This is a genomic window from Rhizobium sp. CC1099 (assembly GCF_029714385.1).
Lineage (GTDB): Bacteria > Pseudomonadota > Alphaproteobacteria > Rhizobiales > Rhizobiaceae > Rhizobium.
The window spans coordinates 4,083,596-4,104,109 of the sequence record NZ_CP121641.1; the positions used below are offsets into that span (position 1 = coordinate 4,083,596).

General features: G+C 59.1%; 18 protein-coding genes, 1 tRNA gene and 1 pseudogene. 12 read left to right on the forward strand and 8 right to left on the reverse strand.

From position 1 onward, the window contains the following. Positions 1-6: 6 nt before the first annotated feature. The 5 genes from dapB to mepA all read right to left on the reverse strand — a co-directional run bounded on the left by dapB (position 7) and on the right by mepA (position 5,297). A complete protein-coding gene (gene dapB, locus QA644_RS20250; protein ID WP_074066247.1) occupies positions 7-831 on the reverse strand; it encodes a 4-hydroxy-tetrahydrodipicolinate reductase in 825 nt (274 codons plus the stop codon). 18 nt (positions 832-849) lie between these two features. After that, positions 850-2,637 (reverse strand): ABC transporter ATP-binding protein, encoded by a 1,788-nt coding sequence (locus QA644_RS20255; protein WP_074066248.1) that lies wholly within the window; start codon positions 2,635-2,637, stop codon positions 850-852. A 95-nt stretch (positions 2,638-2,732) separates the two neighbouring features. After that, positions 2,733-3,758, reverse strand: coding sequence for a glucokinase (locus QA644_RS20260; protein WP_074066249.1), 1,026 nt, complete (start codon positions 3,756-3,758; stop codon positions 2,733-2,735). A 14-nt stretch (positions 3,759-3,772) separates the two neighbouring features. Next, positions 3,773-4,153, reverse strand: a complete 381-nt coding sequence (locus QA644_RS20265; RefSeq protein ID WP_022713281.1) for a methylglyoxal synthase — start codon at positions 4,151-4,153, stop codon at positions 3,773-3,775. Between the two features lie 88 nt (positions 4,154-4,241). Then, positions 4,242-5,297: a penicillin-insensitive murein endopeptidase gene (gene mepA / locus QA644_RS20270; protein ID WP_239596132.1), complete on the reverse strand. Its 1,056-nt coding sequence runs from the start codon at positions 5,295-5,297 to the stop codon at positions 4,242-4,244. Between the two features lie 295 nt (positions 5,298-5,592). Between mepA and QA644_RS20275 the strand changes: the two genes are divergently transcribed. From QA644_RS20275 to pncB, 7 genes are all read left to right on the forward strand, one after another. Continuing rightward, positions 5,593-7,428, forward strand: a complete 1,836-nt coding sequence (locus QA644_RS20275) for an extracellular solute-binding protein (protein WP_283070277.1) — start codon at positions 5,593-5,595, stop codon at positions 7,426-7,428. A 146-nt stretch (positions 7,429-7,574) separates the two neighbouring features. Next, complete coding sequence (locus QA644_RS20280) at positions 7,575-8,660, forward strand: microcin C ABC transporter permease YejB (RefSeq protein ID WP_283070279.1); 1,086 nt, start codon at positions 7,575-7,577, stop codon at positions 8,658-8,660. Next, complete coding sequence (locus QA644_RS20285; protein ID WP_283070280.1) at positions 8,660-9,808, forward strand: ABC transporter permease; 1,149 nt, start codon at positions 8,660-8,662, stop codon at positions 9,806-9,808. The genes QA644_RS20280 and QA644_RS20285 overlap by 1 nt, the downstream gene beginning before the upstream one ends. Beyond that, complete coding sequence (locus QA644_RS20290; RefSeq protein WP_039843548.1) at positions 9,805-11,442, forward strand: ABC transporter ATP-binding protein; 1,638 nt, start codon at positions 9,805-9,807, stop codon at positions 11,440-11,442. The genes QA644_RS20285 and QA644_RS20290 overlap by 4 nt, the downstream gene beginning before the upstream one ends. A gap of 8 nt (positions 11,443-11,450) precedes the next feature. After that, entirely contained in the window at positions 11,451-12,410 is a 960-nt protein-coding gene (locus tag QA644_RS20295; RefSeq protein ID WP_283070281.1) for a glyoxylate/hydroxypyruvate reductase A, read from the forward strand. 97 nt (positions 12,411-12,507) lie between these two features. After that, complete coding sequence (locus QA644_RS20300; RefSeq protein WP_283070282.1) at positions 12,508-12,873, forward strand: hypothetical protein; 366 nt, start codon at positions 12,508-12,510, stop codon at positions 12,871-12,873. 165 nt (positions 12,874-13,038) lie between these two features. Beyond that, positions 13,039-14,343, forward strand: a complete 1,305-nt coding sequence (gene pncB / locus QA644_RS20305; protein WP_074066257.1) for a nicotinate phosphoribosyltransferase — start codon at positions 13,039-13,041, stop codon at positions 14,341-14,343. A 6-nt stretch (positions 14,344-14,349) separates the two neighbouring features. Here pncB and QA644_RS20310 read toward each other — a convergent pair whose 3' ends face one another. Together QA644_RS20310 and QA644_RS20315 are read right to left on the reverse strand one after the other, a co-directional pair. Further along, on the reverse strand, positions 14,350-15,321 hold the full coding sequence (locus QA644_RS20310) for a DUF72 domain-containing protein (protein WP_283070284.1): 972 nt from the start codon (positions 15,319-15,321) through the stop codon (positions 14,350-14,352). 54 nt (positions 15,322-15,375) lie between these two features. Beyond that, positions 15,376-15,567, reverse strand: coding sequence for a DUF2735 domain-containing protein (locus tag QA644_RS20315; RefSeq protein WP_039846570.1), 192 nt, complete (start codon positions 15,565-15,567; stop codon positions 15,376-15,378). Between the two features lie 407 nt (positions 15,568-15,974). Between QA644_RS20315 and QA644_RS20320 the strand changes: the two genes are divergently transcribed. Together QA644_RS20320 and QA644_RS20325 are read left to right on the forward strand one after the other, a co-directional pair. Then, on the forward strand, positions 15,975-17,015 hold the full coding sequence (locus tag QA644_RS20320) for a glutamine synthetase beta-grasp domain-containing protein (RefSeq protein ID WP_074066260.1): 1,041 nt from the start codon (positions 15,975-15,977) through the stop codon (positions 17,013-17,015). 115 nt (positions 17,016-17,130) lie between these two features. Beyond that, a complete protein-coding gene (locus QA644_RS20325; RefSeq protein ID WP_283070287.1) occupies positions 17,131-18,372 on the forward strand; it encodes a DUF763 domain-containing protein in 1,242 nt (413 codons plus the stop codon). A gap of 42 nt (positions 18,373-18,414) precedes the next feature. Here the strand turns inward: QA644_RS20325 and QA644_RS20330 are convergent. Then, positions 18,415-18,504, reverse strand: a tRNA-Ser gene (locus QA644_RS20330). A gap of 223 nt (positions 18,505-18,727) precedes the next feature. Between QA644_RS20330 and QA644_RS20335 the strand changes: the two genes are divergently transcribed. The 3 genes and pseudogenes from QA644_RS20335 to QA644_RS20345 all read left to right on the forward strand — a co-directional run bounded on the left by QA644_RS20335 (position 18,728) and on the right by QA644_RS20345 (position 20,510). Beyond that, positions 18,728-19,045 carry a hypothetical protein gene (locus tag QA644_RS20335; protein WP_239596118.1) on the forward strand — a complete coding sequence of 106 codons (318 nt, stop codon included), beginning with the start codon at positions 18,728-18,730 and terminating at the stop codon, positions 19,043-19,045. A 115-nt stretch (positions 19,046-19,160) separates the two neighbouring features. Then, positions 19,161-19,343: pseudogene (locus QA644_RS20340) on the forward strand (peptide-methionine (S)-S-oxide reductase); the annotation flags it as partial. A gap of 174 nt (positions 19,344-19,517) precedes the next feature. After that, a complete protein-coding gene (locus QA644_RS20345) occupies positions 19,518-20,510 on the forward strand; it encodes a BMP family ABC transporter substrate-binding protein (RefSeq protein ID WP_283070289.1) in 993 nt (330 codons plus the stop codon). The last annotated feature ends 4 nt before the right edge of the window (positions 20,511-20,514 follow it).

The following is a 20,514-nucleotide window of genomic DNA, read 5'->3' on the forward strand; positions in this document are numbered from 1 at the left end:
GTAAGATCAATGTGAGGAGAGCCCGAGCACGTCGAGCATGGAGTAAAAGCCGGGCTTCTTGTCGCGCGCCCAGAGCGCCGCCTTGATGGCGCCGCGCGCGAAGATCGAGCGGTCAGCGGCGCTGTGCGACATCGATACTATCTCGCCCTCTCCGGCGAAGAGAACGGAATGTTCACCGATCACCGAACCGCCGCGCAGCGTCGCAAAACCGACCGTACCCGTCTCGCGCGCGCCGGTATGGCCGTCGCGGACGCGCACGGATTGCGACGACAGGTCGATATTCCGGCCTTTGGCGGCAGCTTCTCCCAGAAGCAGTGCGGTGCCCGACGGCGCATCGACCTTGCGCTTGTGGTGCATTTCGAGGATTTCGATATCCCAATCGGCAGCATCGAGCGCTCGTGCAGCCTGCTCCACGAAAACGCTGAGGAGGTTCACGCCAAGGCTCATATTGCCCGATTTAACGATACGCGCATGACGCGATGCTGCCGCGATCTTGGCATTATCCGCATCCGAACACCCGGTCGTGCCGATGACATGGACGATGCGCGCCTGAGCGGCGAGTGCAGCAAATTCGTTTGTCGTCGCGGGCGTTGTAAAATCCAGGACGCCGTCGGCATGAAGAAAGGCCGCGAGAGGGTCGTCCCCAATGGTGACGCCGTTTGGTCCAAGGCCTGCGATTTCGCCTGCATCCTTGCCGACGAATGGCGAGCCGGGCCGGGCCACGGCCGCATGCAGCGTGACACCCTCCATGGAATCGATAAGCCGGATCAGCGTTTGTCCCATGCGACCCGCTGCCCCAACCACCACCAGCTTCATCGCAGCATCGCTCATGTCAGCTCATAATCCGTGTCAAAAAGAATCCGAGGCGGCGGGCCGCTGAAGATTGTTGAGGCGAGCGTAAAGTCCGTCGTTGCGCTTCGCAAGCGTCTCGTGATTGCCTTCTTCGACGACACGGCCCTGCTGCATCACGACCATCTTGTCGGCACGTACGACCGTCGAAAGACGATGGGCGATGACGACGACGGTGCGGCCGGTCATCGCTTCATCGAGCGCCCTCTGCACGGCCGCTTCGGATTCCGTATCGAGTGCCGATGTAGCCTCGTCGAGAAGCAGGATCGGCGCTTTCCGGACGAGCGCCCGGGCGATCGACAGTCGCTGGCGCTGGCCGCCTGACAGCGTCACGCCATTTTCGCCGACAGGTGTGTCGTAGCCGTTGGGTTGCGCGAGGATGAATTCATGGGCGTAGGCAAGCCGGGCGGCCTCTTCCACCTCGGCGTCCGTCGCTTCCGGCCGCCCATAACGGATGTTTTCGCGGATCGTGCCTTCGAAGAGATACGGTTGCTGCGACACATAGGCGAGTTGCTGGCGAAGCGACTGTTTGGTGACGTGTGCAATATCCTGACCATCGATGAAAATCTGCCCGCTCTTCGGGTCGAAGAAGCGCGGAATGAGATTGATGACCGTTGATTTGCCGGCACCGGACGGGCCTACAAGCGCCGTCGTCTTGCCGCCCTCTGCAACAAAACTCACGTTGTTGAGGATCGGATCGGCACTGTAAGCAAAGGACACGTCACGGAATTCGATGCGGGCATCCGTCACATTCAACGGCTTGGCATCAGGAAGATCGCGCTGACGCGGCTCCATGTCGAGCAGTTCGTAGATCATGCGGGCATTGACGACGGCGCGCTCCAGCTGAACCTGCAGTCTTGCAAGACGGCGGGCCGGATCGTAGGCGAGCAGCAATGCCGTTACGAAGGAGAAGAATGCGCCCGGCGGCACGTTATGATAGATCGAACGGTAAGCGGCATAGGCAAGGATGCTGGCGACGGCGAAACCGGCGAAGGTCTCCGTCATCGGCGCATTGCGCTCCGAGAGGCGCGCGATCCGATTTGCGCGGTTTTCCGCAGCCCCGACAAGCTTGTTGAGCTTGCGTACCAGTTCGCCCTCCATTGTGAAGGCTTTGACGATCGCAATTCCCTGGATCGTTTCCTGCATTGCGCCCAAGACATGGCTGTTGAGATGAATCGCTTCCCTGGTCACCTGACGCAGACGCTTAGAAAGATATCGCAAGCCGTAAAGGAGCGGCGGAGCCAGGATGAAGACTGCTAGACTTAGCAGCGGATCCTGAAAAACCATCACGCCGAGCAGCGCGATGAAAGTGAGCAGGTCTCGCGCAGTCGACGTGATGGTCAGATTCATGACATCGCGGATGCCGCCGACATTCTGGCTGACTTGCGCTGCGATGTGCGCCGAGCGGGCTTCGTTGTAGAAGCCGACGGACAGCGTCATCAGGTGGGCATAAAGGCGCCGCTGGTAGCGCGCCACGATGTTGTTTCCGATCCTAGACAGAGCCACCGCTTGGCCGTAGCTCGCAAAGCCACGCAGTACGAATGCGATGAAGATCGAAAGACAAATGATCCAGACCATATCCGCACGGCGATTGGCGAAGGCTTCGTCAATGATTACCTTCATGATCCAGGCGGTGAACGCAGTCGAAAGTGCGACAACAACGAGGCAGCTGATCGCGAAAGCATAGCCCCCAATATGATCACGGCCGTTTTCGGCGATGATGCGCTTTAAGACGCCGGTGATGGTATCGCTGCTGACGGTGCGCTTTTTGTTCGCGGACGATTCCAAAAATAAAGCTTCCTGTCTCGGACTACGTGCGCCACATGAGCCGCGCGCTTGGGGCGGCTCTATAAAGAGTTGGCGCGCCTTTGGCTAGAGCGGCGCTATCGGCGCCAGCGGCGGCCCTCGGTTGAGACGCCGAAGCTTGCGGGCTGGCGGGCATAGAAGGAAAGCCCGGCAAGAGCTGCAAGCGGGTGAGTCACCACATAAGTCGGAATCGCCCTCAGCCAGTGCGAGTGCGGCGCTTTGTCCTCGAACGCGGCGCGGAATTCCGACCGTCTCAATGCCGGCAGGATCTTCTGCGAGATGCCGCCTGAAAGATAGACGCCGCCTTTGGCCATGAAGATCATCGCCAGATCGCCCGCGAGACGGCCGAGGTAAGTTGAAAAAAGCGAGATGGTCTCCACGGCCGTCTTGTCGGTTCCAGCAAGTGCATGAGAGGTGATATCGGCCGGATCGTGGTACTTGGAATCAATGCCGTCCGCCTTGCATATCGCGCGGTAGAGATTGACGATGCCGCGTCCGCACAGGATCTGCTCGGCCGCGACGCGGCCCTCGATCGTCTCGATATATGGAAAGATTTCCAGGTCGCGCTTGCTGCGTGGTCCGAGATCGACATGGCCGCCTTCGCCCGGCACGGGAATCCATGAGCCTTGCGCGTGCACGAGCCCGCCAACGCCGAGGCCGGTTCCGGGACCGAGCACAACACGGGAAGCGACAAGTTCTCCGGATGCAGCGCCAATGCGCTCGCGATCGTTCTCACCGAGCGCTGAAATCGCCAGTGCCTGCGCCTCGAAGTCGTTGATGACAATCACGTCCTCGATGCCGAGACCTTCAAGCATCGTGTGAGGACGGACGATCCAGTCGCAATTGGTCAGCGGAATTTCATTGCCGTTGATCGGGCCGGCAACGGCGAGAATAGCCGCACGCGGGCGCATGTCCGTCTTTGCAAAAACGCCCTTCAGGATCGCTTCATCGATGGTTCCGAAATCGGCTGTGCGAACGTTCGGGAAATTGACGGCCTCGGCCGAGGCGTCCGCAAGAATGGAGAAGCGCGCATTCGTTCCGCCGATATCGCCAATCAGGATCGGAAAAGGCAGGTGGGCATCGCTGGTGTTGAGCATGGACATAGCCGGTTCCGTGTCTAGGCGTGCAGAGTCGGGATGAGTTTTTCGGCGGTCGCTTCGTTCAGCGCCATTGGAATATCGTAAACGATCGCAAGCCGCATCAATGCCTTCACGTCAACATCATGCGGCATCGGCGTCAATGGATCGACAAAAAAGATAAGTGCGCCGACTTCACCGGTCGAAATCAATGCGCCGATCTGCTGATCGCCGCCGAGCGGTCCGCTCTTCAGCCGGGTGACATCGAGATCGGGCACCGCATCGAGGACGCGGCCGCCGGTTGTTCCGGTTGCCACGATCTTCCATTTGGAAAGCTGGTCTTTGTTGCGGCGGGCAAATTCCGCCATCTCATTCTTCTTCTGGTCATGCGCAATCAATGCGAGGCATTTGCCGCCGGCCATGAAAAAGAATCTCCATCCCGTGAATTCAATCGATTTGGCCGCTTCTATACCAAGCCCACGATTTGAAAAACAAGCATTTCCACTCTTATTATTGCACCAAGGGCTTGTCGGTGGGGACCGGGCCAACGGCAGGAAGAAGATCTCCGGCTGCTGCCGGTACGGCCGGTGCGACTGTCAGGGCGGTTGCGGCTGAGCCGCCATCAGTCGCCGCCATGGATGCAGCGGCCGGCGCATCCAGAACGGCGGCGCAAGATTTCGGAAGATCGGACACCATCATTTCGCGCGGGGGCTTAGGTGGCCGGGCATTGGGCTTCGGTGCGGCCCACGGCTCCTTGGTGAACCACCAGGCAAGCGACTTGCCGCAGCCATCGCCGTCGGTAATTGGCGCCTGCGGCTTGCAGGCCGCAGCGCCCGGCGGGCATTTCATACGGATGTGGAAATGCGAATCGTGGCCGTAAATCGGGCGCAGCTTGCCGAGGTTCGTGCGATCGCCCGTCCAGGTATCGCACATCTTTTTCTTGATTGCGGGGTTGACGAAAATGCGCTCCACCTCGGGATAGCTTGCCGCAAGCAACAGCAGTTTGGCATGGGATTGCGTCCAGACCTTGGGGTCGATTGTCAGGAACTTCCCCTTCTGCAGCGTCGTGGTGAAGGGAAGATCTTCGCGCTCCTGTGCTGTCATCCGGCGTGAAGGCATCGGCGTCAGCCAGACGTCGGCATCGAGGCCGATCTGATGCGAGGCGTGGCCATTGAACATCGGCCCGCCCCGAGGCTGGGCAATATCGCCGACAAGCAGCCCCGGCCAGCCGATCTTCTGCTGCGCATCGCGGGACAATTGCTCAAGCAATGCAATCATCGCCGGATTGCCCCAACGGCGGTTGCGGGAAAGGCGCATCGCCTGCCACGTCGGACCATCCACGGGTAAGGCAACGCCGCCCAGCATGCACCCCTTCGAATAGAAGCCGATCGATTTGGCCGGTCCCTGTGCGGGCAGGGAAGCCGAACCGAAGAGCGCTTTGGCGCTGCCGGGACTCGGCTGTTTCTGCTGTGCTCCCGCATCGCCCGCAATCAGGCTTGCACCGATAATACCCGCCAACGCGAGTCTGCCGATTGTCTGGAAAGGCGGAGCGAGGCGGAATGTCATGCGGTATCCTGAATGTCTGCCGGAGTGATTTGCGTCGAATCTACCGTGAAAAGCAATTTTGGTGAATCGATGTTTTGCCAGCAGGGTCGGGATGGCATTCGTGGAGCGGCGATCCGCAGCTCGTCTCGGAACTGCGCGGCATACTGCGAAGGCGGCTTGAGGAAGCCGCGCCCTAACGGCTGCCATCCGGTCAAAATATTGCGAGATGGCCGAAAACTGCACACTCTCCTGTTTTTTGCCCCTATTTCCCGTATTCTCTTCTCGGTGAAAGCTAAAATAACATGGGGTTTGGTGAATGGTATCGTTGAGGGCGAAGCTTGTTTTATGCGCCGTGGGTTCCGCACTGTTTGCATGGAGTGCCGGCGCGCAGGATGCGGATGGATGGCGGACCGGTATCTCCACCGTCGGCGACCTGAAGCATCCGTCCGGCTTTGCCCATTACGACTATGTCAATCCGCAGGCGCCGAAGGGCGGAACCCTTCGTCTATCCGACGAAGGCAGCTTCGATACGCTCAATCCCCTTCTAGCTAAGGGAGAGGCAGGCGCCGGACTAGCTCTCGTTTTCGAAACGCTGATGACGCCTGCGCTCGATGAAGTCTCGTCGAGTTATGGCCTGCTTGCAGAGGCGGTAAAGTATCCGGACGACATGTCTTCCGCGACTTTTCGTCTTCGAGCCGAGGCAAAGTGGGCGGATGGTCAGCCTGTGACTCCTGAGGACGTGGTCTTCAGTTTCCAGCAGGCGACGAAGAACGACCCGCAGCAGGAATTTTATTACCGGCATGTCAAATCCGTCGAAAAGACGGGCGAGCGCGAAGTCACCTTCCAGTTCGATGAGGCGAATAATCGCGAATTGCCGCAGATCGTCGGGCAGCTCGTCGTCGTTCCTGAGCATTGGTGGAAGGCGAATGGGCCGGACGGCAAGCCGCGCGATATCTCGCGAACGACGCTGGAAATACCGATGGGTTCTGGCTCCTACAAAATAGCCTCTGTCGCACCCGGCTCCACCATCCGCTATCAATTGCGGGACGACTATTGGGGCAAGAACCTGAACGTAAGCATCGGCCAGAACAACTTTGGCGCCATCGAATACACCTATTATGCGGATCGTGACGTGATGTTCGAGGCTTTCCGCTCCGGTAATACCGACTACTGGTGGGAAAATGCCGCAAAGCGCTGGGCAACAGCCTACAATTTTCCGGCCGTTTCCGACGGGCGTGTAAAGCGCGAGGAAGTCGAAAACGAAATGCGCACGGTCGGGGTGATGGTGGGCTTTATCTTCAACCTTCGCCGGGAAAAATTCGCCGACGAGCGCGTGCGCGAAGCGCTGAACTACGCCTTTGATTTCGAGGAGCTGAAACGAACTATTTTTTACGGCTCGTACGACCGTATCGACAGTTTCTTCTTCCGCACCGAGCTTGCTTCTTCCGGACTTCCGGAAGGAAGAGAGCTGGAAATTCTCAATGAAGTAAAGGATCTCGTTCCGCCGAAGGTCTTCACGGAGCCCTACAAAAACCCCGTCAACGGCGATCCGGCAAGACTGCGCGACAATCTCCGTACAGCGATCGGCATGCTCAAGAATGCGGGCTACGAACTGAAAGGCAGCCGGATGATGAGCGTCAAAACCGGCCAGGCGCTTTCCTTCGAAATATTGCTGAACGGCCCGACGATCGAGCCTATAGCGCTGTCTTTCTCCCAAAATCTGCGGAAAATTGGCATCGAGGCGACAGTTCGCAGCATCGAGCCCTCGCAGTTTACCAACCGCTGGCGGTCGCGGGATTTCGACGTGATCTACAGCGGATGGGGGGAGTCGATGAACCCCGGCAACGAACAGGCCGAGTATTGGGGCTCGGATGCCGCAAAACGCGATGGCTCACAGAACTATAGCGGCATCAGCGATCCCGGTATCGACGCGCTGGTGAAGAAAGTGATTTTTGCCAAGAATCGCGAGGATCTGGTAGCCGCGACCAAGGCGCTGGACCGGGTTCTGCTGGCCCACCACATCGTCGTTCCGAGTTATGGCTCCAGAACTTCGCGGGTTGCCTACTGGAACGGGATCACACACCCACCCGAGCTGCCTGAATACTCGCTTGGAATGCCCTCCGTCTGGTGGTCGGCGAATGCCGGCAAGTGAAGACGTCTTGCCATTCCGGCCGGGAAGCGTTCACAGTGAAGCCGCGAATCAAGGACGGTTCGCGACAGAATGATTGAAAGGAAGATCGCATTGGGGAAGCTTGGACGCCGTAAGACGGTGATCGCCCGCGGGACTGGCAAGCGTTAATGGGAGCTTACGTACTTCGACGCCTGCTTCTGATGATACCGACGATTATCGGCATCATGGCAATTTCGTTTACAGTCATCCAGTTTGCGCCGGGTGGCCCTGTCGAGCAGGTCATCGCGCAGCTGACCGGTCAGGCGGATAGTGCCGACCAAAGGATTTCCGGCGGCGGCGATCTCACACAGCAGTTCGATGACAGTGGCTCCAGATATCGCGGTGCCCAGGGCCTGGATCCGGAACTGATCGCCAAGCTCGAGAAGCAGTTCGGCTTCGACAAGCCGCCACTGACGCGCTTTCTGGAAATGATGTGGAACTACATCCGTTTCGATTTCGGCGAGAGCTTCTTCCGCAATACCTCGGTGCTCGATCTCATCAAGGAAAAGCTGCCGGTCTCGGTTTCGCTCGGCATCTGGATCATGATTTTCTCATATGCCATCTCCATTCCGCTCGGCATCCGCAAGGCGGTGAAGGATGGTTCGACCTTCGACGTATGGACGTCAGGCGCCATTATCATCGGTTACGCCGTGCCGAGCTTCTTGTTCGGCATCCTCTTGATCGTGCTTTTCGCCGGCGGCTCGTTCTACAACTGGTTTCCGCTCCGCGGATTGGTATCGGATAATTTCGATCAGCTCGCCTGGTGGCAGAAGCCGCTCGATTATTTCTGGCACCTGACGCTACCGCTGATCTCGCTCTCGCTTTCCGCCTTCGCGACGACGACGCTGCTGACGAAGAATTCCTTCATCGAGGAGATCAAGAAGCAATATGTCACGACGGCCCGCGCCAAAGGGTTGAATGAGCGGCAGGTGCTTTATGGTCATGTCTTCCGCAATGCCATGCTGATCGTCATCGCCAGTTTTCCGGGCGCCTTCATCTCCGCCTTCTTCACCGGCTCGCTGCTGATTGAAAATATCTTCTCGCTCGACGGACTCGGCCGCCTCGGCTATCTCTCGGTCGTCAATCGCGATTATCCCATCGTCTTTGCGACACTCTATATCTTCTCGCTGCTTGGCCTTTTCGTCAGCCTGCTCTCCGACCTGATCTATACCTGGATCGACCCGCGCATCGATTTCGAGCGGAGGGATGTCTGATGGATACGGCTGCCAATCCGACGTCTGTCACGCCAGTCAAGCCGCCGCGCAAGGGCCTGCTTTCCCCAACGAACATCCGCCGCTGGCGGAATTTCAAGGCAAACCGACGCGGCTACTGGTCTTTCTGGCTGTTCATGGTGCTGTTCGTCCTCACCCTGTTTTCGGAATTCATTGCCAACGACAAGCCGATCATCGCATCCTACAAGGGTGAAATCCTGTTTCCGGTGCTGGTGGATTATCCGGAGGAAAAGTTCGGCGGCTTCCTGGCGGAAACGGATTACCGCTCGGATGTGATCGCCGATGAGATCAAAGCCAATGGCTGGATGATCTGGCCGCCGATCCATTATTCCTATCGATCGGTGAATTCCAACATCCCGCATTCCGCGCCGACGCCGCCGTTCTGGCTGATGAGCAAGGAGGAGCGCTGCTCGGGCTATCCGCAAGGCGTCAACGACCCCAATTGCAACTACGGCAATCTCAACTGGCTCGGAACCGACGACCAGGCGCGCGACGTGCTGGCGCGTGTCATCTACGGTTTTCGCGTTTCCGTGCTCTTCGGCTTGGTATTGACCATCTGCTCGGCAATTGTCGGCGTGACGGCCGGCGCCGTGCAAGGTTATTTCGGCGGTTGGACGGACCTGCTTCTGCAGCGCTTCATCGAGATATGGTCGTCGATGCCTGTGCTCTACATCTTGCTGATCATCGCCGCGATCCTGCCGCCGGGCTTTTTTGTGCTGCTCTGCATCATGCTGCTCTTCTCCTGGGTGGGGTTCGTCGGTGTCGTGCGCGCGGAGTTCTTGCGCGCCCGCAACTTCGAATATGTCCGCGCCGCCCGCGCGCTCGGTGTCGATAACCGGACGATCATGTGGCGCCATATGCTGCCGAACGCCATGGTGGCGACCCTGACGTTCCTGCCCTTCATCCTGTCCGGCTCGATCACGACGCTCACTTCGCTCGACTTCCTGGGCTTCGGCATGCCGCCCGGCTCGCCGTCGCTCGGCGAGATGATCGCGCAGGGCAAGGCCAATCTTCAGGCGCCATGGCTGGGGCTGGCGGCCTTCTTCACCATGTCGATCATGCTTTCCCTGCTGATCTTCATCGGTGAGGCCGTGCGCGACGCGTTTGACCCGAGAAAGACTTTCGCATGAGCCAGATGCCTGAACCTCTCCTCTCCGTCCGCGATCTTTCCGTCGCCTTCCATCAAAGCGGCGAAACATCGCTGGCTGTGGATCGCATCTCCTTCGACATCAAGAAGGGCGAGGTCGTCGCGCTGGTCGGCGAATCCGGGTCGGGCAAGTCCGTCTCCGCAAATTCCATCCTGCGGCTTTTGCCTTATCCTGCAGCAAGCCATCCGACTGGCGAAATTTTCTTCAAGGGCAAGGATTTACTCAAGGCATCGGAGAAGGCGCTGCGCGAGGTGCGCGGCAACGACATCACGATGATCTTCCAGGAGCCGATGACCTCGCTCAATCCGCTTCACACGATCGAAAAGCAGATCGCCGAAATCCTCGATCTGCACCAGGGCGTGACGGGCCAGGCGGCCCGCACGCGGGTGCTGGAACTCTTGAACCAAGTCGGCATCCGCGAGCCGGAAAAGCGGCTGAAAGCCTATCCGCACGAGCTTTCCGGCGGCCAGCGCCAGCGCGTCATGATCGCGATGGCACTCGCCAACCGGCCCGAACTGCTGATCGCCGACGAGCCGACGACGGCGCTCGATGTCACGGTCCAGGCACAGATATTGGACCTGCTGCGCAAGCTGAAAGGCGCGCACGGCATGTCGCTGCTCTTCATCACCCATGATCTCGGCATCGTCCGCAAATTCGCTGATCGCGTCTGCGTCATGACCAAAGGCAGGATTGTCGAGACGGGCACGGTCGAAGAGGTCTTCAGCAATCCGAAGCATGACTACACGCGCCATCTGCTCGCCGCGGAGCCGCGCGGCGAGCCACCTGTTGCCGATCCGTCCAAGCCGTTGGTGATGGAGGGTTCCGACATCCGGGTCTGGTTCCCGATCAAGGCCGGATTGATGCGCAGGGTTGTTGACCATGTGAAGGCTGTCGACGGCATCGATCTCTCGCTGCGCGCCGGCCAGACGCTCGGGGTTGTCGGCGAATCCGGCTCGGGCAAGACGACGCTTGGCCTGGCGCTCACCCGGCTGATTTCCTCCAAGGGGCGCATCAGCTTCGTCGGCAAGGATATAGCGGACTATTCGTTCACCGAAATGCGGCCGCTGCGCAACCAGCTTCAGGTCGTTTTCCAGGATCCTTACGGCTCGCTCAGTCCGCGCATGTCGGTCGGCGATATCATCGCGGAAGGGCTGAAAGTGCATGAGCGCTCGCAGTCGCATGAAGAACGGGACCAGCGCGTCTGCTGGGCGCTGGAAGAGGTTGGCCTCGACCCGCTGACCCGCTGGCGCTATCCGCACGAATTCTCCGGCGGCCAGCGTCAGCGTATCGCGATTGCCCGCGCCATGGTGCTGAAGCCGCGCTTCGTCATGCTCGACGAGCCGACATCGGCGCTCGACATGAGCGTCCAAGCGCAGGTCGTCGATCTGTTGCGCGACCTGCAGAAGAAGCACGATCTGGCCTACCTCTTCATCAGCCACGACCTGAAGGTCGTCAAGGCGCTCGCCAACGACGTCATCGTCATGCGTTTCGGCAAGGTGGTGGAGCAGGGGCCGTCTGCGGAAATTTTCCGCGCGCCGAAAGACGACTACACCAAGGCGCTGATGGCAGCCGCTTTCAATATCGAGGCAGTGCCGACGCCTGCCGTCCAGCAGTAAAAAAGATCATGCCCGCAAGACCTCCTGTTCTCATCGATTTGAAGTTCAACCCCGAAGGCATCGCCCGTATTCTGAAAACCGCCTTTCCGGATCGAGGCAGCATCAATCTTGCCGATCCGGCGGCCAAAAGCCGCGATTTGAGCGCGATCGACTATGCGTTGCTGTGGAAGCCGGATGCCGACCTGTTCGAACGCGCACCGAACTTGAAGGTCATCTTCTCGGGCGGTGCCGGCGTCGAGAGCTTCATGAACCTTTCGGGGTTGCCGAACGTGCCGATCGTTCGCTTCGTCGACAGCAGCCTGACGGTTCGCATGAGCGAATGGGTGGTGCTGCAGTGCCTGATGCACCTGCGCCAGCAGCGCGAACATGACCGGCATCAGCGCGATCGGATCTGGAGCCAGATGGCGCCGCCGGAAGCTGCGGAAATCACCGTTGGCGTTATGGGACTTGGGGTATTGGGGCAGGATGCCGTTCGCAAGCTGAAGGTCATGGGCTTCAACGTCATTGGCTGGTCGCGAAGCCGCAAACGGCTTGAGGGGATCGAAACCTTCGATGAAAGCGAACTCGATACCTTCCTGTCGAAGACCGATTTCCTCGTCGGCCTGCTGCCGCTAACGCCGGAAACCACTGGCCTTTATGATGCGCGGCTGTTTGCGAAGCTCCGTCGGGGCGGTGCACTCGGAAAACCGGTCTTCATCAATGCCGGCCGCGGCAGGAGCCAGGTGCAACGCGACATCGTTGAGGCGATTGAAAGCGGTGTGCTCGGCGGCGCATCGCTCGACGTCTTCGAGGTCGAGCCGCTCCCGGCGGACGATCCGCTCTGGGGTTTGGAGTGTGTCTTCATAACCCCGCATGATGCAGCAATCTCCGAAGAGAATGCGCTCTTCCGCCATGTCGAGGCACAGATCGCCCGCTACGAGCGCGGTGAGCCGCTGGAGTTCGTGGTGGACCGGAAGGCAGGCTACTAAGGCGGGGTGGAACCATGCCGCCGCATAGCCGTTGCTCCTAGCGACAGTTCTGAGGCGGGCCGGCATAAGGCCCGCGAGACATCGAAGGGAGACGAAGATGGCTCGTCAGATGGAAAAGCGCTGGGAAAACGCCGATGGAAAGCGGCATGCCGAAGAGCAGATCTCCGCGGTGAAGGCAAAGCAGGGCCGCACCGGTGCCCGCATCCTGATGGTTCTGGTCGTTGCGCTCATTCTTGCATTCGTCGTTTGGATACCGGTCGAGATCTGGGGCAACCGCGAAGCCGATGAAGTAGCGCCACAGCAGCCCGGTCAGGAAATGCAGTCCCAGTCGCCGGCACCGGCTGCGCCGCCAACCACGCAGAATGGCGGTGCGGTTCCCACGGAGACGCCGAATACGCAGCCGGCACCGAACGCTGAGCCCGTGACGCCTGCCACACCAGCGCCGTCTCAGCCGGCGCAATAGGCTTCAGTCCAAGGCGATCATTGAAAGAAGCCCTGCCGCCTGGCTGCGGCGGGGCTTTTATTTGCGCTGGACATTACCCGCTGATTTTTCGATAAGAAGGCGCACGAGCCGGTCGTCGTGTGCTGGCCTTTTGCGGCACCCGACCGGATTGGGACGGGATGGAGCATGGCCAAGACAGATATTGCAAGGCGCGTTTACAATCACGCCTGGAAGCTTGATCCCATCGTCCGTAGCCTCATCGATACGGACTTCTACAAGCTTCTGATGCTGCAAATGATCTGGAAGCTTTATCCGGATGTCAGCACCACATTCACGCTCATCAACCGCACCAAGCGCGTCCGTCTCGCCGAGGAGATCGACGAGGGGGAACTGCGCGCTCAGCTCGATCATGCCCGCACGCTGCGGCTCTCCAAGAAGGAGATGATCTGGCTCGCCGGTAACAGTTTTTATGGCCGTGCGCAGATTTTCGAGCCGGAGTTCCTCGCCTGGCTTTCTCATTTCCAGCTGCCGGAATACGAGCTGTCGAAGAAGGACGGCCAGTACGTGCTCGATTTCCATGGCTCGTGGAAAGAGACGACGATGTGGGAAATCCCGGCGCTTGCGATTATCAACGAGATGCGCTCGCGTTCGGCGATGAAGGCGCTCGGACCCTTCACGCTTGATGTGCTTTATGCACGTGCCAAAGCCAAGATGTGGGCAAAGGTAGAGCGGCTGCGCGAATTGCCTGGCCTGCGTATCTCCGATTTCGGCACACGCCGCCGCCACAGCTTTCTGTGGCAACGCTGGTGCGTTGAGGCGCTGAAGGAAGGTATCGGCCCCGCTTTCACCGGCACAAGCAATGTATTGCTCGCTATGGATTCCGATTTGGAAGCGGTAGGAACGAACGCCCACGAGCTGCCGATGGTGGCCGCCGCACTTGCCGACACCGACGAGGAGTTGCGCAACGCGCCCTACAAGATCCTGCGGGATTGGAACAGGCTCTACGGCGGCAACCTCTTGATCGTCCTGCCGGATGCCTTCGGCACCGCGGCCTTCCTGCGTGACGCGCCCGAGTGGGTCGCTGATTGGACCGGCTTCCGCCCGGACAGTGCGCCGCCGATCGAGGGCGGCGAGAAGATCATCGATTGGTGGAAGAAAATGGGCCGCGATCCGCGCCAGAAGCTTTTGATTTTCTCGGATGGACTCGATGTTGACGCGATCATCGATACCTACAAGCACTTCGAGGGCCGTGTTCGCATGAGCTTCGGCTGGGGCACCAACCTGACCAACGATTTTGCGGGCTGCGCACCGACCGAAATTTCCGGCCTCAACCCAATCTCGATCGTCTGCAAGGTCAGCGAGGCAAACGGCCGCCCCGCGGTCAAGCTCTCCGACAATCCTCATAAGGCAACCGGAGACCCGAAAGAGGTCGAGCGTTACCTCAAATTCTTCGGCGCGGAGGACCGCACTGAGCAGACGGTTCTCGTCTGATGAAGGTTACGGGGAGGGCCAGTGCGGTCTCGCCTCCTCCTTTTCGCTTCGCCGGCTTTTTCTGCGTGGTTTTGCTGACATGGCCGCTTCCTCAAATGGCGTGGCAACGCCAAGCCTCTCGGCAAGCGAGCGTGCATCTGTCGGCGCGCGAACCTTCACGTCGTTGTCGAAATAGACGAAGACGTCACGGCCTTTGGCTGACGTCTTGAGCGGCGGCAGTACGCGATTGGCATCTTCCGGCTCGTGTCCGCGCGCCCATGCCGCGATACGTTTGGCCCATGCATCGAGCGCCGCATCGTCGTATCCGCTGACATAAAGCTCCTCGGATCCATGAAGGCGGCAATAGACGAAGTCGGCAGTGACATCCATCAGAAGCGGCCATTCGACCGTGTCGGCGCAGACGAGCCCCACGTGATGTTTTCGCAGCAGTTCGATGAATTCCTTGGCGCAAAAACTGTCGTGGCGAATTTCCAGCGCGTGACGAAGCGGCTGCTGCACATCGCTTTCCAGCCAGTCACGGCCGTTCAGCCGGTCATCATGCCGCTTTGCAAGTTTTGCCGCGTCATCCGTATCTTTCGGCAGCATTGCCAGAAATCGCGCGAAAAGTTCTGCGTCGAATTTCATGGTCGGCGGAAACTGCCAAAGAATGGGGCCGAGCTTTGGCCCCAGCCGCAGGAGGCCGGACGCCATGAAATTGGCAAGCGGCGTCTCGACGTCGCGAAGCCGCTTCAAATGCGTGATGTAGCGTGAACCTTTAACGGCGAAGACAAAGCCGTCGGGTGTCGCCTCCTGCCAGCGCGCGAAGGAGTCAGGCTTTTGCAATCCGTAAAACGTGCCGTTGATTTCAATGGAGGCAAAACTGCGCGCGGCAAAATGCAATTCGCGCTTCTGCGGCAGGCCCTCAGGATAAAATACCCCGCGCCACGGCGCATAGGTCCAGCCGGATATGCCGATACGGATGGTGCCGTTCCTTGCCATGAAAGACAAACTGACCGCGCGGCCGCTTGTTCCCCCGCCGCGTCGGTCAGATATTCAGGCTTGCGGTTTTCGCTTTTCTTCAGCTTCGCGGATGGCGTCTTCGTGGTACCAGGTATCGAAGGCGGCGTCGCAGACATCGGGATCGATGTCGAGCGGCTGGCGGGCACCAAAGCGTTCGTCCGACCTGCGGAATTTTACTGGGAACTGATAGATCTTCGCGGTTTCGCGATGGACATTTGCTGGCATCAAATTGCCTTCCATTATCTTCGCACACCGGTTACCCGGATATTTATAGTAACAGAGTGCACATCATTTGCGCAAATCGCCTAAAAAAGCGCCAATAACTGTGGGATTCATAAGCATTTGATAAATCGAATAAAATGCCCCGCAATGCCTGCATCTTTTTGAGGCGTTGGGTGTAGATCAAAAAAACGTCCCGCGCGCCGATGAGTTCCATGGCCCTAAACCCTCGCTTTCGTTGAAAGTTGACGATTCTCTGAAGGTTGATTCCCGCCGCCGTCTCATGGCAGTCCTTATGTCTACTCGAAACTGGCACGCCACGTGCTTGGCATCTGGCATCCGGTGGTGATCAAGCACGCGCTTAGCGGTCGCTTCGGAATTTGCTCACACCCTTACGTTTGAGAGACTGGCCAATGACAAAGTATAAGCTCGAGTACATCTGGCTCGACGGTTACACACCGACGCCGAACCTGCGCGGCAAAACGCAGATTAAGGAATTTGACGCGTTTCCTGCTCTTGAGCAGCTTCCGCTCTGGGGCTTTGATGGTTCCTCCACGATGCAGGCCGAAGGCCGCAGCTCCGATTGCGTGCTGAAGCCTGTTGCCGTCTACCCGGACCCGGCGCGTAGCAACGGCGCTCTCGTCATGTGCGAAGTCATGATGCCCGATGGCGTCACGCCGCATCCGTCGAACAGCCGCGCAACCATCCTTGATGATGAAGACGCCTGGTTCGGCTTTGAGCAGGAATACTTCTTCTACGAGAATGGCCGTCCGCTCGGCTTCCCGGAGCAGGGTTACCCGGCTCCGCAGGGCCCGTACTACACCGGTGTCGGCTACAAGAACGTCGGCAGCGTTGCTCGCGAAATCGTTGAAGAGCATCTCGACCTCTGCCTGGCTGCTGGCATCAACCACGAAGGCATCAATGCCGAAGTGGCCAAGGGCCAGTGGGAATTCCAGATCTTCGGCAAGGGCTCCAAGCGCGCCGCCGACCAGATCTGGATGGCTCGCTACCTGCTTCTCCGCCTCTGCGAAAAGTACGGCATCGACATCGAGTTCCACTGCAAGCCGCTCGGCGACACGGACTGGAACGGCTCGGGCATGCACTGCAACTTCTCGACCAAGTTTATGCGTGAAGTCGGCGGCAAGGCCTACTTCGAAGCGCTCATGGCGCAGTTTGACAAGAACCTGCAGGCTCACATCGACGTTTACGGCCCAGACAACCACCTGCGCCTGACCGGCAAGCACGAAACGGCCCCGTGGAACAAGTTCAGCTATGGCGTTGCCGACCGCGGCGCGTCGATCCGCGTTCCGCACTCCTTCGTCAAGAACGACTACAAGGGCTATCTGGAAGATCGCCGCCCGAACTCGCAGGGCTGCCCTTACCAGATCGCTTCGCAGGTCCTGAAGACGATTTCGGAAGTCCCGACTTCCGGCTTCGCTTCGGCTGCTGCCTAAGCCTCAGGCTTTCCTCCCAAGGGCGCCGGTTGCCTCGCAACCGGCGTTTTTTATTTGCCGAAGCGTCTCCAAGGAAAACATTCCTTCACGTCGTCGGCCGCGCTATAGTCGCACCATGGCACAACGAGCAGGCAGCGCTGATCTTCCATTGCATGGCGGCAGAGTTCCGAAGTGGCTCGGCGAGCGGATGACGAAGCTCGGCGCCGTGATCACCGAAGCAGTCGTGCACCATTATGGCCGGGATGAACTGCTCCGGCGCCTCGCGCATCCCTTTTGGTTCCAGTCTTTCGGTGCCGTGATGGGCATGGATTGGCATTCGTCAGGCATAACCACCAGCGTGCTTGGCGCTCTCAAGCGCGGGCTTACTCCGCTTTCAAGCGAACTTGGCCTGCATGTCTGCGGTGGCCGCGGATCGCATTCGCGCAAGACGCCGGGCGAACTAGTTGCGATCGGTGACCGTGTTGGTTTCGACGGCGGGGCGCTCGCGACTGCGAGCAGGCTGGTGGCGAAAGTCGATAGCGCCGTTCAGGATGGCTTTGATCTCTATCTCCATGGCTTCATCGTCACGGATGACGGCAAATGGGTCGTGGTGCAGCAAGGCATGAATGGTGACAAGCGTCAGGCCCGGCGCTATCACTGGCTCTCGGAAGGTCTCGAGAGCTTCGTCAATTCGCCGCACACGGCAATCGAGGGCCGCAGCCAGGGCAATATCATCAATCTGGCCGACAGGCGTGCCGAGCGTTCGCGCACCGGGCAGCTTGATCTTCTAGCAACGCTCGGTCCGGATCGTATTTTGCGCGAAGCGGCAGCTTTGGCACTCGATATCGCAAAGCCCGCGCCGCAGCCCGACCAGCCGCTTCTGCCGCATCTCATCATGCCCGCCCATCACGACGTTCGCGAAAAGGACGTCAACATGAAGCGCCTGCATGGCAATCTTGCAGCCGCCGCCGACCGCGGACCGGAAGATTTTGAACAGCTTCTGCTCGTGCCCGGCGTCGGAGCCCGAACGGTACAGGCGCTGGCGATGGTTGCCGAAGTGGTTCATGGTGCGCCCTGCCGGTTTTCCGATCCCGCGCGTTTCTCGCTTGCCCACGGCGGCAAGGACCGGCATCCCTTTCCCGTCCCGCTGAAGATCTATGATGAGACGATCAAGGTGATGAAGTCGGCCGTGCAGAAGGGCAGGCTCGGCCGCGAGGAGGAACTGCAGGCGCTGAAACGCCTCGACGACCAGCCCCGCCAGCTCGAGCGATATGTCACTGGCCCAGACCTCAAGGAGATCGTCGCCGGCGAATTCCGAAACTCACCCGACTGGGGCGGCAGAAGCGTCTTCGGCTGGGAGGAAGAGGATTCGCCGTAAGGCGCTTCATACGGTAGGAAGTCTTTGATTTTTATTAAGAAATGGCGGACAGAGAGGGATTCGAACCCTCGGTACGCTTTCACGTACACACGCGTTCCAGGCGTGCGCCTTAAACCACTCGGCCACCTGTCCATTTGCGTTTCGCACCCGGAGAGGAGCAAATCGTCGGAACGGCGCGATATATACCGATGAATTTTCGCTGATCAACCTAAATCTAACAGTTTTTTGACTTCTTCCGATAAAACTCCGCCCGCGCTGTGCATTGCGCTTTCGCCGCGAGATAATTATTTATTGGCTAGGGTGGAGAATGGCGCGGCTGACCGGAAAATCCGGCGGTAGGGCGTCGGAGGTATTGATGCGTTTCTTGTTGCGTTTGGCTAGCCTTGTCGCGCTTGCTGTAGCCGTGATGGCAGGAACGATCGATTCAATTCAATCCGTTGCGGCGTCGGCAGTCGTGGTAACACCCATGGGCGATGCTTGGCAGGATTTGAGCCCTTCGTCGCTTTTGGCACTCCAGTCGTCCGTTTCCTACTACGTGCATCCGCGCTTCTATGCCTTCGTATTCCAATGGCTGATGCTGCAGCCCGCTTTTGCCGTCTTTCTGGTGATCGCGCTGCTGCTTTGGATGATCGGCTACAAGAAGCCGCCGGTGGCGGGCCGCTTTACCGCGTAACAAAACGCGCGGCCCTGGCGTATCAGCTTTGAGGCCCCACATCCACGGCGACGCCGCAACAGCTAGCCACGGCAGAGCGCGTGCGCGACACGTTCCAGAGGCGCACACGTCGACGATCACCACGGAGATCGCTCCGGTAGGTGAATTCTACTATGCCGAGAACTATTACCAGCAGTATCTGGCGGAAAAGCCGGATGGTTGTTACGGTCTTGACGGAACCGGCGTGAGCTGCCCGATTGGTTCGAAAAATCGCATTCCAGCAGCGCATTTTGCGCAAAAATCAGCCCATCTGGACTGATTTTCAGCATCTACGCGGAATTTTTACCAGCCGAAAAATTTCTCGTGAATTTTTCCTTGAGCCATGCAAGGATGCGCGCAGCCAGGCCTCCGGGGGGAGGCCGGTGGTTCCGCAGACATGCCTGCCAAAGGCTTGCGGGAGGACCCAGACAAATAGCAACAATAGGGCTGCACTATGAAAAAAACCCTTCTTTCTTTCCTGGCCGTGGCCGCGATGTCCACGACGGCGCTCGCTGCCGACGTCAAGCCGGCTCTGGTTTACGGCACTGGCGGAAAGTTCGACAAGTCCTTCAACGAAGCAGCCTATAATGGCGCTGAGAAGTTCAAGGCTGAAACCGGCATAGCCTATCGCGACTTCGAGCCGACCGGCGACACACAGGGTGAGCAGGCGATCCGCAACTTCGCAAGCCGCGGTTTCAACCCGGTGGTAGCCGTGTCCTTCGCATGGACCTCGGCAATCGAAAAGGTCGCTGCAGAATTCCCGGACACCAAGTTCATCATCGTTGATTCAGTCGTCGACAAGCCGAATGTCCGCTCGATCGTCTATAAGGAAGAAGAAGGTTCGTTCCTCGTCGGCGTTCTCGCCGGCATGGCTTCCAAGACCGGTAAGGTCGGGTTCGTCGGCGGCATGGATATTCCTTTGATCCGCAAGTTCGAATGCGGCTATGAGCAGGGCGCCCGTTCCGTCAAGGCGGACATCGAAGTCTTTCAGAACATGACCGGCACAACCGGTGCTGCCTGGAACGACCCGGTTCGTGGCGGCGAGCTCACCAAAAACCAGATCGACCAGGGCGCCGACGTCATTTACGCCGCTGCAGGCGCGACTGGCCTCGGCGTTCTGCAGACGGCTGCCGACAACAAGAAGTTTTCGATCGGGGTCGATTCCAACCAGAACCATCTGCATCCGGGCTCAGTGCTGACCTCGATGGTCAAGCGCGTCGATCTCGCCGTCTACAACGCCTACACCGATACGAAGAACGACAAGTTCACCGGTGGCGTGCAGGCTCTCGGCGTCAAGGAAGACGGCGTCGGCGCTGCGATCGACGACAACAACAAGCCGCTGATCACGCCGGAAATGCAGGCCGCCGTCGACAAGGCAAAGGCTGACATCATCGCAGGAACCATCAAGGTTCACGATTACACGACGGACAACTCTTGCCCGAAGTGATCCG